Raw genomic sequence first — 11,540 nt, forward strand, 5'->3', positions numbered from 1 at the left:
GCGTCTGCTCGCGCAGCACGTCGATTTTGGCCACGAAAGCCGTCAGGTTGCTGCCGGCCTTGCCGCCGACCGCGCTCACGGCGTCGTGCATCGATCGCCCGGCGGCGCGGGCGGCGTCCTGCAATTGCTCGATGCTGCGGGCACCGATGCCGCGCGGCGGGAAGTTGACGATGCGCAGGAAGCTGGTGTCGTCGTCCTTGTTCTCGAGCAACCGCAGATAGGCCAGCGCGTGCTTGATCTCGGCGCGCTCGAAGAAGCGCAGGCCGCCGTACACGCGGTACGGCACCGCGGCGTTGAAGAGGGCCGTTTCGATCACCCGGCTCTGGGCATTGCTGCGGTAGAGCACGGCCATTTCCTTGCGGTCGATGCCGTCGCGCACCAGCTGGCGCATCTCCTCGACCATCCACTGCGCCTCGGCGAAATCGCTGGTCGCCTCGTAGACGCGCACCGGCTCGCCCGGCCCCTGGTCGGTGCGCAGATTCTTGCCCAGCCGCTTGGTGTTGTAGCTGATCAGCGCATTGGCCGAATCGAGGATGTTGCTGTAGCTTCGGTAGTTCTGCTCGAGCTTGATCTGGTGCCTGACGTCGAATTCGCGCACGAAGTCGGCCATGTTGCCGACCCGCGCGCCACGGAAGGCATAGATGCTCTGGTCGTCGTCGCCGACCGCGATCACGCTGTTGTCGCCCGGCGTGAAGCGGCCCTCGGCCGTGGTGCCCGAGAGCATCTTGATCCAGGCGTACTGCAGCCGGTTGGTGTCCTGGAATTCGTCGATCAGGATGTGGCGGAAACGCCTCTGGTAGTGTTCGCGCACCGGGTCGTTGTCGCGCAGCAGCTCGTAGCTGCGCAGCATCAGCTCGCCGAAGTCGACCACGCCCTCGCGCTGGCACTGCTCTTCGTACAACTGGTAAAGCTCGACCTTCTTGCGGTCGTCGTCGCTGCGGGCCTCGACGTCGCGCGGGCGCAGGCCGTCCTCCTTGGCGCCGGCGATGAACCACTGCGTCTGCTTGGCCGGAAAGCGCTCGTCGTCGACGTTGAACTGCTTCATCAGCCGCTTGATGGCCGACAGCTGGTCCTGGGTGTCGAGGATCTGGAAGGTCGAGGGCAGGTTGGCGAGCTTCCAGTGGGCCCGCAGGAAGCGGTTGCACAGGCCGTGGAAGGTGCCGATCCACATGCCGCGCACGTTGACCGGCAGCATCGCGCCCAGCCGGGTCATCATTTCCTTGGCCGCCTTGTTGGTGAAGGTGACGGCCAGGATGCCGCCCGGCGACACCTGGCCGGTCTGCAGAAGCCAGGCGATGCGGGTCGTCAGCACCCGCGTCTTGCCGGAACCGGCGCCAGCCAGGATCAGGGCGTTGCCGGCCGGGAGCGTGACAGCGGCACGCTGCTCCGGGTTGAGGTTGTGAAGCAGCGGCGAATCTGCGGCGGCCGCGAGGTCGGTGAACATGCGTCGATTGTAGAAAGCACGGCGTATTGGGGATATATGAAGTGCCGCAACCCCTTCCGCCGGACGGGCGCGTAAAATCAGTCACCGGGCCCAAGTTTCTTGCGCCCGGTTTTTTGTGCCCGTTTTCCGCTGCATTTCGCAGGGGGTAACAGCTCAAAAGCCGGCCGGACCAAGCGCTCATCCACCTGACACAAAGGAGCTTGGTATGCAGATTTTCGACTACGACAACATCCTCTTGCTGCCCCGCAAATGCGTGGTGGAAAGCCGCTCGGAGTGCGACGCCAGCGTCACGCTGGGCGGCCGCAGCTTCCGTATCCCGACTGTGCCCGCGAACATGAAGACGGTGGTCGACGAGACCATCTGCACCTGGCTGGCCAAGAACGGCTATTTCTACGTGATGCACCGCTTCGACCTCGACAACCTCAGGTTCATCAGGGACATGCACGCCCAGGGGGTGTTCGCCTCGATCTCGCTGGGCGTCAAGAAGCCCGATTACGACACGGTCGACCAGATGGTGGCCGCCGGCCTGGAGCCCGAATACATCACGATCGACATCGCGCACGGCCATGCCGACAGCGTGAAGAACATGATCGGCTACCTCAAAAAGAAGCTGCCCAAGGCCTTCGTGATCGCCGGCAACGTCGGCACGCCGGAGGCCGTGATCGACCTCGAGAACTGGGGCGCGGACGCCACCAAGGTCGGCATCGGCCCGGGCAAGGTCTGCATCACCAAGCTCAAGACCGGTTTCGGCACCGGCGGCTGGCAGTTGTCGGCGCTCAAGTGGTGCGGACGGGTGGCGACCAAGCCGATCATTGCCGACGGCGGCATCCGCGACCACGGCGACATCGCCAAGAGCATCCGCTTCGGCGCCTCGATGGTGATGATCGGCTCGCTGTTCGCGGGCCACGAGGAATCGCCCGGCAAGACCGTCGAGGTCGACGGCGTCCTCTTCAAGGAGTACTACGGCTCGGCCAGCGACTTCAACAAGGGCGAGTACAAGCACGTCGAAGGCAAGCGCATCCTCGAGCCGATCAAGGGCAAGCTGGCCGACACGCTGATCGAGATGGAGCAGGACATCCAGAGCTCCATCAGCTACGCCGGTGGGCGCAAACTGATGGACATCCGCAAGGTCAACTACGTCACGCTGGGTGGGGACAACGCCGGCGAACACCTGCTGATGTAGGGCCTTTCAGGCCTCCAGCAGTTGCACGGCCAGCCGATGCAGCCGATGCGCCGGATCGGCCAGCGCGTCCACGACGCTGAAATGGTGGCGCCCCGGCATCAGTTCGCATACCGGCACGGTGCGTGCGCCCCAGGCGTCGCGGATCAGCGTGTTCTGGCGCTTGAACTCCTCGCTCTCGTCGCCACCAGCGACCGCCCAGAGCCGGCCCTGCGCCGGTGCCGGCCACAGCGCCGGACTCAGCCGCCGCGCCGATGCGTCCGTCAGGCGCAGCGCGTCGGCGATGAAGGGCGCGTGCTGCAGGGGCCGCAGGTCGTGCACGCCCGAGATCGACAGCGCATGGCGCACCAGTTGCGCGGGCAGGTCCGGCGCCACAGCTTTCCAGTCGCAGCCCAGCAGCATCGCCGCCAGGTGGCCGCCGGCCGAATGGCCCGAGACCGTGATCCGCGACGGATCCCCACCGTGCGCTGCGACGTGGCGCCAGGTCCATGCCAGCGCACGTACCATCTGCAACGCGATGTCCTCGATGCCGACCGGCTGCTCGGGCGTTCCCGGGCACAGCGCATAGTTCGGCAGCACGACGCAGACGCCGCGGTCGTGGAAGGCGCGGACGATGAAGGAGTGCTGACTCTTGTCGAGCGATCGCCAGTAGCCGCCATGGATGAACACCAGCACCGGCGCGTCCGGCACCGCGGCCGGGAACACGTCCAGGGTCTCGGCCGGGCCGTCGCCATAGGGCAGGTCGATCTGGCAAGGCAGCGCGCCGCGGGTGGCGACGGAATCCGCCGCCCAGCGCTCGAAATAGGCGGGATGGTCCGGCACCAGCGCGCGATTGTTGTACATGCGGTCCAGCCAGGCGGGATCGGACGAGGCCATCGGTTCATGCTCCAGGGGTTGGCGAGGCGCGCATCTTGGCACGGCCACGCGGTCGTGCAAACGGGTGCCGGTTCTGGTTAGAATTCGACTTGCGTTGGGGGGGTAGCTCAGCTGGGAGAGCGCCGCGTTCGCAATGCGGAGGTCGGGAGTTCGATCCTCCTCCTCTCCACCAACATTTCAGCTTTCATGCGGGTTCCGGGGCGACTTGGACCCACTGTTCCACGCAAGCCACCCCACTTTCGCGCCCTCAAGGCCGTTCGCTCAGGCGCACCGCGGGCTGCGGCGCTTCCTGGTTGGCGAGGTCCACCCAGCCGCCGCCCAGCGACTTGTACAAGGCCGCCGCCCGCAGCAGCACTTCGCCCTGCGACTTTGCCAGCTCCACCTGGGCGTTGAACAGGTTCCGATCCGCGTCGATCACCTTGAGATAGCTGGTGTAGCCCCCTTCGAAGCGCTTGCGCGAGAGCCGCGCATAGTTGACCAGCGCCCCGACCTGGATCTGCTGCGCCGCCAGTCCCTCGCGCGAGTTGGAGATGCCGGCCAGGGCGTCCGCGGTGTCGCCGAAGGCCGTTTGCACGGTCTTGCGGTACTGGGCGACCGCCGCGCGCTGCTCGCCCTCGGCGCCCGTCACCTGGCCCGCGAGGGCGCCGGCCGTGAAGATCGGCAGGCTGATGTCGGCACCATAGGTCCAGACCCGCGCCGGGCCGCCCCACAGCTCGGCCAGCGACCGGCTCGCCTGCCCGAAGGCCCCGGTAGCAGCACCGGCACGGCCCGCAGCGCGGCCGCGGCCTGCGCCTGTCCGATGGCGTCGTCGAGGTCTTTGACAGCCAGCGCTTCGTCCGCACCAACGGCTTCACGCTCCAGGTTGGCGCGCGCCGCAACCGGACCCCGGGCCTCCTTCAGAAAGGGCCGGCGTCGAACGCCATGCTGAAGATGGCGAGGAAGCCGATCAGCAGCAGCAGCAGGGCTACGGCCAGCGTCAGGGAGGGTGGAAACTGGCTCTCCGCATGGATCAGTCCCTGGCTCTTCAAGGTCTTGCGCTCCGCGCGCAGACCGCTCATGAAACTGCAGTGATAGGCGATGCCGGAGATCAGCATGGCGATCCCGATCACGACCAGCGCCTCACCGAAACGGCGCGGCGCCAGGCTGCTCTTGAGGACCTGCATGTCATGCAGCTTCTGGAACACCTGGAAGATTGTGAAGCCGAAGCCGATCAGCGACAGCGCGGTCCGGATCACCGACATCAGCGTTCGCTCCGCGCTCATGCGCGTGCGCTGGAACGACATCCCGGTCCGGCGGGAGGATAGCTCGACCGAGGCGCGGTCGGACTCCGCTCCCGGGTCGACCCATGAGTTTTCATCCGCCATGCAAGGCTCCCAGTTCACGCGATGCGACAAAGATGATGCTCACCGCCAGGGCCACCTGAAGCACCCCCAGCACCGCCCCAGGATCTCCAGCACCATGGCCGCGGCGCCGCCGAGCAGGCGGCACGCGCAGAGCATGGCGACCAGGTTCAGGAGCATCACGGCGACCAGCATCGCCACGATGGCCAGCGTGCGCTCGGCGCTGTGGCTGTTGGCCACCAGCACGATCAGCGCCGAGATCCCGTAAGGCGTGATCACGGTCGGGAAGGTGATGCGCATCGCCGCCGCGATCGGCGAGGCCGGAAGGTCCGCCGGCGGCGCAGCAGCCGGCTGGTACTGTGCCAGCACCATGCGCATGCCGACGACGAAGAAGATCAGACCGCCAGTCAGCAGCAGCGCAGGCACCGGGATGTCCCAGTTCCGGAGCAGCGAGAGCCCGATGAAGGCACCCAGGACCGCGGCGACCAGGGCGATGACGAAGGTGCGGAGGGCGATCCCGCGCAACACCTTCTCGTCGAGGCCGTGGGTGAGCTTGGCGAAGGGCCCGATGATCTTGAGCGGCCCGAGCATGACGAACAGCACCGTGAAGATGCCACCCAGGCCCAGAAGCGATTTGGTCTCGAACATGGCGGCCTCCGCTGCGCTACTTGTCGGCGGGGAACACCTTGTTCCAGTCCTGCTTCATGTCGACCACGGCCAGCCGCGCGACCTGGCTTCATCCAGTGCCTTGTCCAGCCGGCCCACCCGGGACACGTACATCGGCGGCTCGATCCACAGGGTACCTTCGTTGTCGAAGACCGCGATGCGCTCGGCCGGCGGCACGAAGTTCGGCGAACCCGGCGTCGTGACATCGGCCACGAAGCCCAGGATCGCCTGCTTGGCGGCGCCGTCGTTCCAGGACGGCAAGCCCTGGGCCTGCGCGAGGGCGGCCGCCGCGAGCAGCCAGGCCAGGCACAGGAAGCGGCGCAGGGCCGGCGTGAAGGGGCGTTTCATGAGGGTCATCCGTCGCTGCCGCGAACCACCGCGGGCGGCGTCCAGCGGCCTTCCATCGCCGCCGGCTCCGGCCAGTAGGCGCGGATGTAGAGCGAGAACTTGCTGGCGTTCCCGGCTGGTGCCGGCAGCCAGTTGCCTTCGTTCTCGGGGCCCGGCGAGGTCGACTGGACGTGGATCGTCAACGAGCCGTCCTCGGCGAAGCGCAGCGCCCTGCTCTTCGTGCCCACCGAGTAGCGCCCGAGTGCGTTGGGCTCGAAGAAATGGTGGCTGTTGTAGAGCGTCAGCGACCAGAAGCCCTTGACCGGGGGCAGCGCGCCCTTCGCGAAAGTCAGGGTGTAGCGCCCGGCACCACAGAGGCGCAGGCCGTCCTGGTCCAGGTCCTGGTAGTAGTACTGGGTCTCGTTGGGCTTGTTGACGAAGATGTTCGACTTGGCAACCGCCGTGCGCGTGAAGTAGTCGGAGCCGAAGCAGGCGCCATTCGAAATCGTCGACCAGTGGTGCGGCAGCGGCCGCCCGTAGTTGCGGAACTCGAACAGCGGCTCGACCAGTTCGCGGTCGGCCGCCGCCACCGCCTGCTCGAAGACCTGCTTGAGGCGGGCATCCCTGGCCGCCGCGGCCGCCACCGCCAGCACCTGCGCATAGCGCGCCGATTCGCCCGGCAAGGGCTTCGCATCGGCCAGGGCCGCGGGCAGGTCCTGCAGGAATTTCTCCGGCGGCACCCAGCGCGTCTCCGCGTCGCCGGCATCCGCATTCGGCACCGCTGGAAGCTTGCGCCAGTCGGTGATCTTCATCCGGCCGTCGAACTCGGCCACCGGATAGAGGCCGATCCGGTTGATGAGCGACTGCACCGTCTGCAGGTCGTCCGCCGTGTCGTCGCGGAACACCCGCGGGATGACCACCCCGGTGCCGGTCTGCGAGAGGAAAACGCGGCGAATCCCCGGCGGCACCGAGCCGATCCAGTTCGGCCCGACCAGCAGGTAGAAGCCGGGCGCGGTGCCGTACATGCTGCCCAGTTCGGCGATGCTGTCGGTGCGCGAATCCACCACCTGGAAGACCCAGAAGCGGTTGCCGAAGTCGGGCACCTGCAGCACCACCGGGGACAGGTCCAGCGCGACGATGCCGTTGCCATACACCACGTCCTGGTTCGGGCAGGCCACCGCGCGCTCGGCCGGATCGACGTAGTCGGTCAGCATGGTCAGGCTGTTGTTCGGCCTGACCGGCAGCACGCCGCCCAGCAGATGCGGCAGCCGTCTGGAGGCGACGCGGCGGTTGTACACGTTGACGATCGGCCAGGCCCAGAAGAACGCATCGCGCGCCACCAGGCGCACGTAGTCGTCGCTGAGCCGGGTCTCGTGGTCGGGCCCCGGAACTGCCTGCGGCATGCTCATCTCCTGCAGCGGGAAGCACTCGATCCGGCCTCGCTGGGAGCTCGGGCTGGCCCGGCTGCCGTGGCGAGGACGCGGTTTGGCCCGGCTCATGGCGCTGGCCTCGATTCGACGGCGCTCGTTCAGGTCGAACCGCCCACCGACGCTTCCGCCATCTTCGCCAGCGCGTCGTCGATCGTGAAGGTGTTGGGCTTCTGCACCGGCGGGAACTCCTTGAAAGTGGCCGCGAATTTGTCGGCGATTGCGTAGGCGCCGTACAGGATGTACGCGTGGTACAGCATCCACTCGTAGTAGGAGTTGGAGGTGATGTCGGCGCGCTCGAACGGATCGGTTCGCAGGTTGAATATCTTCGGCAGCCGCAGGCGTACGAAGGGCTCGGCCCAGACGCCCAGCGTGCCGGCCAAGCGCTGCTCCATGAAGACCACTTTCCAGTTGTCGTAGCGGATGCCGAGGATGTCGCCGTCGTCGCTGATATAGACGAAGAGCTTGCGCGGGCTCTCCATTTCCTTGCCCGTGATGTGCCCGAGCAGGCTCATGCCGTCGATGTGGTTCTTGTACGTCCGGCCGATCGCCTTCACCCCTTTCTTGCACTTCTCGACGATGTCGGGATCGCCCGCCATCTCGAGGAAGGTCGGCAGCCAATCGTGGTGCTGCACGATGCCGTTGGACACCGTCCCGGCCGGAATCTGGCCCGGCCAGCGCACCACCATCGGAACGCGGAAGGCGCCTTCCCAGTTGGTGTTCTTCTCGCTGCGGAAGGGCGTCATCGCGCCGTCGGGCCAGCTGTTCATGTGCGGCCCGTTGTCGGTCGAATACATCACAAAGGTCTCTTCGCTGATGCCGAGCTCGTCGAGGTAGTCGAGCATCTCGCCCACGTTCTTGTCATGGTCGATCATCGTGTCGTGGTAGGGCGACTGCCAGCGCCCGGCCTGACCCAGGCTCTCCTTCTTGGTGTGCGTGAACATGTGCATGTGGGTGAAGTTGAGCCAGACGAAAAAGGGCTTGCCGGCCTCATGCTGCTTACCGATGAACTTCTTGGCCTCGGCAGCGAAGTCGTCGTCGCAGGTCTCCATGCGCTTCGTGGTGAGCGGACCGGTGTCCTCGATCTTCTGCTTGCCGACGCGACCCCAGCGCGGCTCCTCGGTCGGGTCGTCGACATCGGTAGCATATGAGTGGACCACGCCGCGCGGGCCATAGTTCTTCTTGAAGTTGGGGAAGTCCTTGTCCGGGTAGTAGTCGTACATCTCCGGCTCTTCCTCGGCATTCAGGTGATAGAGGTTGCCGTAGAACTCGTCGAAGCCGTGGTTGGTGGGCAGATGCTCGTTGCGATCGCCGAGGTGGTTCTTGCCGAACTGGCCGGTGGCGTAGCCCTGGTTCTTGAGCAGCGCCGCGATCGTGACGAGTTTCGTGTTCATGCCGATCGGCGCCGCCGGAATGCCGACCTTCGAGAGGCCGGTGCGGTAGACGCTCTGGCCCGTGATGAACGACGAGCGGCCCGCGGTGCAGGACTGCTCGCCGTAGGAATCCGTGAACTTCATCCCCTCCCTGGCGATGCGATCGATGTTTGGCGTCTGGTAGCCCATCAGGCCATGCGTGTAGCAACTGAGATTGGCGATGCCGATGTCGTCGCCCCAGATCACGAGGATGTTGGGCTTCTTGGCACCGGATGGACTGGCAGCGGGCTTCTTGGACGCCATGGCGGACTCCTGGTTTGGGGTTGCGTTCAGGCGCGGGCGACGATGCCGGGGCGCCGGAAGGAACCCACAGCATGCGCATCCCGAAGACAAAGCGCACTTGTCCGAAGGTGCCGTGCCGCTTGCCCTTTGGTGCAAGTCCGCCCGGCAGCCGGGCAGGCGCCGCTCAGGCGTCGAGCGTGAGGTGCTGCCCGTGCAGCGCGGCGGCGGCCGGCGAGGCCAGGAAGGCCACGGTCTGTGCCGCCACCGAGGTCGGCACCCACTGCTCAGGACGGGCAGCCGGCATGGCCTGCCGGTTGGCCGGCGTGTCGAGCACGCTGGGCGCGATGCTGTTGACTGCGATGCCGTGCGGCGCCAGCTCGGCCGCCGAGGCCTCGACCAGTCGCTGCAGCGCGCTCTTCGAGGCGATGTAGGCGGCCATAGCGGAGGCGCCGCGGGCGGCCGACTTGGCGCTCACGGCGACCACCCGGCCGGCCTTGCGCGCGATCATCGCGGGCACCAGCGCCTGCGTCACGGCGACGAAGGACCAGGCGTTGAGGTTCATCATGCGGTCCCAGGCCGCGCGGCTCAGGGCGTGCACCGGCTCGCCCATCTCGAAACCGCCGGCGATGTGCACCAGGGCGTCGACCTGCCCCGCGAAGGCAGCGAGCACCCGCTGGCCGGCAGCCGCCATCGACTCAAGCGAGCTGACGTCGGCTTCGAGCAGCAGGTGCTGCGAGTTGTCCAGCCCCGGGAAGGTACTGGCCAGATGCTCCAGCCGATGGTCGATCAGGGCCAGGCGCGCGCCTTGGTCGAGGAACTGTTGAACCACGGCACGCCCCAGCGCACCGGCGGCCCCCGTGACCACCACATGACGAGGAAAAACGGCTTCGACCATCGGTAGGCTCCTGGTTGGGAAAGGAATGGTAACGCCGGCGTCACCCGGACGGCTGCCGGGCTGGCATCATCGGCGCTTCGTTTGCCAAGGAGAAATTTATGAAGGAAGTGGTTGTCGTCAGCGGCGTTCGCACCGCCATCGGAACCTTCGGCGGAAGCCTCAAGGACGTGCCGCCCACCAAGCTCGCGGCGCTGGTCACCAAGGAAGCGCTGGCGCGCGCCAAGGTCGACGGCAAGGACGTCGAGAACGTGGTCTTCGGCCACGTCATCAACACCGAGCCGCGCGACATGTACATGGCCCGTGTGGCCGCGATCGAGGGCGGCTGCGCCCAGGAGACGCCGGCGCTCACGGTCAACCGCCTCTGCGGCTCGGGCCTGCAGGCGATCGTCAGCGCGGCACAGAGCATCCAGCTCGGCGACGCCAAGGTGGCGGTGGGCGGCGGTGCCGAAAGCATGAGCCGGGCGCCCTTCGCCTCGCTCACGGCCCGCTGGGGCGCGCGCATGGGCGACAGCAAGATGGTCGACATGATGCTCGGCGCGCTGCACGACCCGTTCCAGACCATCCACATGGGCATCACGGCCGAGAACATCGCCAAGAAGTGGGGCATCAGCCGCGAGACCCAGGACCAGACCGCGCTGACCAGCCACCAGCGGGCGCAGAAGGCGATCGAGGGCGGCTACTTCAAGTCGCAGATCGTGCCGGTGCCGCTGGAGAGCCGCAAGGGCACCACCTACTTCGACACCGACGAGCACGTGCGCATCGATGCCAAGATCGAAGACATGGCCAAGCTCAAGCCGGCCTTCCTGAAGGAGAACGGCACCGTGACCGCGGGCAATGCGTCGGGCGTCAACGACGCGGCCGCGGCCGTGGTGCTGATGGAAAAGGAAGAAGCCGCGCGGCGCGGCCTGAAGCCGATGGCGCGCATCGTGGCCTATGCCTTCGCGGGGGTGGACCCGGCCTACATGGGCATCGGCCCGGTGCCGGCCTCGCGCAAGGCGCTCGAGAAGGCCGGCCTGAAGGCCTCCGACATGGACGTGGTCGAGGCCAACGAGGCCTTCGCGGCCCAGGCCTGCGCCGTGACCCAGGATTTGGGCCTGGACCCGGCCAAGGTCAATCCGAACGGCTCGGGCATCTCGCTCGGCCATCCGGTCGGTGCCACGGGGGCGCTGATCACGGTCAAGGCGCTGTACGAGCTGGAGCGCATCCAGGGCCGCTACGCGCTGGTGACCATGTGCATCGGCGGCGGCCAGGGCATCGCCTGCATTTTCGAGCGGACCTGAGGAAAGCCGCCAAAGTTGTGGCTATAATCGTAGGATTGCCTGAATGACTGAAATGTCGATCAGGGGCTCTTAGCTCAGTTGGTAGAGCAGCGGACTCTTAATCCGTAGGTCGAGTGTTCGAGTCACTCAGGGCCCACCACCAACAAACCCGCATGGGTACTAGAAAGCCTGCTATCAAATCGGTAGCAGGCTTTTCTTTTGGCTCGGTGACCTGTGTAAATCCGGTGTAATCGTGTCAGCCAACTTGCCCCGCATCCACCCCCTGCGCTTCACCTTCCTCCCTGCAGACTGTCGCCGAGCGGCGGTCATCTTCAACGATGGCCAGCGGCTGAAGCTGGCCTGTGAGGTGGAGAACAGCCGGCATCACAGCGTCGTGCAGTTCATCAGGGAGACACCACCCCCGCTCCTGGGAGTCTGGCCTGATGACAACCGGCAGGTCCTGCTCAAGCT

The 11,540-nt window shown here is 66.5% G+C and carries 11 protein-coding genes, 2 tRNA genes and 1 pseudogene; 4 read left to right on the top strand and 10 right to left on the bottom strand.

What is annotated here, in order from left to right:
* On the bottom strand, positions 1-1,444 hold a 1,444-nt coding region (locus tag AC1DY5_RS24820; RefSeq protein ID WP_478115674.1), incomplete at its 3' end, for a UvrD-helicase domain-containing protein.
* A 205-nt stretch (positions 1,445-1,649) separates the two neighbouring features.
* Here AC1DY5_RS24820 and AC1DY5_RS24825 point away from each other — a divergent pair.
* The gene (locus AC1DY5_RS24825) at positions 1,650-2,627 is read left to right on the top strand and encodes a GMP reductase (protein ID WP_478115676.1); all 978 of its coding nucleotides are present in this window, start codon (positions 1,650-1,652) and stop codon (positions 2,625-2,627) included.
* A 6-nt stretch (positions 2,628-2,633) separates the two neighbouring features.
* On the opposite strand, the gene AC1DY5_RS24830 is transcribed toward AC1DY5_RS24825, so the two are convergent.
* A complete protein-coding gene (locus AC1DY5_RS24830; protein WP_478115678.1) occupies positions 2,634-3,500 on the bottom strand; it encodes an alpha/beta hydrolase in 867 nt (288 codons plus the stop codon).
* Positions 3,501-3,596: 96 nt separating this feature from the next.
* Here AC1DY5_RS24830 and AC1DY5_RS24835 point away from each other — a divergent pair.
* Positions 3,597-3,672 (top strand) — tRNA-Ala (locus AC1DY5_RS24835).
* A gap of 75 nt (positions 3,673-3,747) precedes the next feature.
* Here the strand turns inward: AC1DY5_RS24835 and AC1DY5_RS24840 are convergent.
* From AC1DY5_RS24840 to AC1DY5_RS24870, 7 genes and pseudogenes are all read right to left on the bottom strand, one after another.
* Positions 3,748-4,236, bottom strand: a pseudogene (locus AC1DY5_RS24840) (TolC family protein); the annotation flags it as partial.
* A 160-nt stretch (positions 4,237-4,396) separates the two neighbouring features.
* Positions 4,397-4,864 (bottom strand): YidH family protein, encoded by a 468-nt coding sequence (locus tag AC1DY5_RS24845; protein ID WP_478115680.1) that lies wholly within the window; start codon positions 4,862-4,864, stop codon positions 4,397-4,399.
* 39 nt (positions 4,865-4,903) lie between these two features.
* Positions 4,904-5,488, bottom strand: coding sequence for a MarC family protein (locus AC1DY5_RS24850; RefSeq protein ID WP_478115682.1), 585 nt, complete (start codon positions 5,486-5,488; stop codon positions 4,904-4,906).
* A gap of 54 nt (positions 5,489-5,542) precedes the next feature.
* Positions 5,543-5,854, bottom strand: a complete 312-nt coding sequence (locus tag AC1DY5_RS24855; RefSeq protein WP_478115684.1) for a hypothetical protein — start codon at positions 5,852-5,854, stop codon at positions 5,543-5,545.
* A gap of 5 nt (positions 5,855-5,859) precedes the next feature.
* Positions 5,860-7,236 carry a DUF1254 domain-containing protein gene (locus AC1DY5_RS24860; protein WP_478115686.1) on the bottom strand — a complete coding sequence of 459 codons (1,377 nt, stop codon included), beginning with the start codon at positions 7,234-7,236 and terminating at the stop codon, positions 5,860-5,862.
* 125 nt (positions 7,237-7,361) lie between these two features.
* Positions 7,362-8,936 (bottom strand): arylsulfatase, encoded by a 1,575-nt coding sequence (locus AC1DY5_RS24865; RefSeq protein WP_478115687.1) that lies wholly within the window; start codon positions 8,934-8,936, stop codon positions 7,362-7,364.
* Between the two features lie 163 nt (positions 8,937-9,099).
* Entirely contained in the window at positions 9,100-9,810 is a 711-nt protein-coding gene (locus tag AC1DY5_RS24870) for an SDR family NAD(P)-dependent oxidoreductase (RefSeq protein WP_478115689.1), read from the bottom strand.
* A gap of 98 nt (positions 9,811-9,908) precedes the next feature.
* Between AC1DY5_RS24870 and bktB the strand changes: the two genes are divergently transcribed.
* Both bktB and AC1DY5_RS24880 read left to right on the top strand, forming a co-directional pair.
* Positions 9,909-11,090 (top strand): beta-ketothiolase BktB, encoded by a 1,182-nt coding sequence (bktB, locus tag AC1DY5_RS24875; protein WP_478115691.1) that lies wholly within the window; start codon positions 9,909-9,911, stop codon positions 11,088-11,090.
* Positions 11,091-11,153: 63 nt separating this feature from the next.
* Positions 11,154-11,229, top strand: a tRNA-Lys gene (locus tag AC1DY5_RS24880).
* Positions 11,230-11,325: 96 nt separating this feature from the next.
* On the opposite strand, the gene AC1DY5_RS24885 is transcribed toward AC1DY5_RS24880, so the two are convergent.
* Positions 11,326-11,540 (bottom strand): hypothetical protein (locus AC1DY5_RS24885; RefSeq protein ID WP_478115693.1); only part of this gene is annotated, 215 nt, incomplete at its 5' end.

This window comes from Variovorax sp. P4_D9, from assembly GCF_056401695.1.

Bases quoted from the DNA above. Each gene is read 5' to 3' on its own strand.
- AC1DY5_RS24825 (WP_478115676.1), top strand. From the start codon at position 1,650: ATGCAGATTTTCGACTACGACAACATCCTCTTGCTGCCCCGCAAATGC.
- AC1DY5_RS24830 (WP_478115678.1), bottom strand. From the start codon at position 3,500: ATGGCCTCGTCCGATCCCGCCTGGCTGGACCGCATGTACAACAATCGC.
- AC1DY5_RS24845 (WP_478115680.1), bottom strand. From the start codon at position 4,864: ATGGCGGATGAAAACTCATGGGTCGACCCGGGAGCGGAGTCCGACCGC.
- AC1DY5_RS24850 (WP_478115682.1), bottom strand. From the start codon at position 5,488: ATGTTCGAGACCAAATCGCTTCTGGGCCTGGGTGGCATCTTCACGGTG.
- AC1DY5_RS24855 (WP_478115684.1), bottom strand. From the start codon at position 5,854: ATGAAACGCCCCTTCACGCCGGCCCTGCGCCGCTTCCTGTGCCTGGCC.
- AC1DY5_RS24860 (WP_478115686.1), bottom strand. From the start codon at position 7,236: ATGCCGCAGGCAGTTCCGGGGCCCGACCACGAGACCCGGCTCAGCGAC.
- AC1DY5_RS24865 (WP_478115687.1), bottom strand. From the start codon at position 8,936: ATGGCGTCCAAGAAGCCCGCTGCCAGTCCATCCGGTGCCAAGAAGCCC.
- AC1DY5_RS24870 (WP_478115689.1), bottom strand. From the start codon at position 9,810: ATGGTCGAAGCCGTTTTTCCTCGTCATGTGGTGGTCACGGGGGCCGCC.
- bktB (WP_478115691.1), top strand. From the start codon at position 9,909: ATGAAGGAAGTGGTTGTCGTCAGCGGCGTTCGCACCGCCATCGGAACC.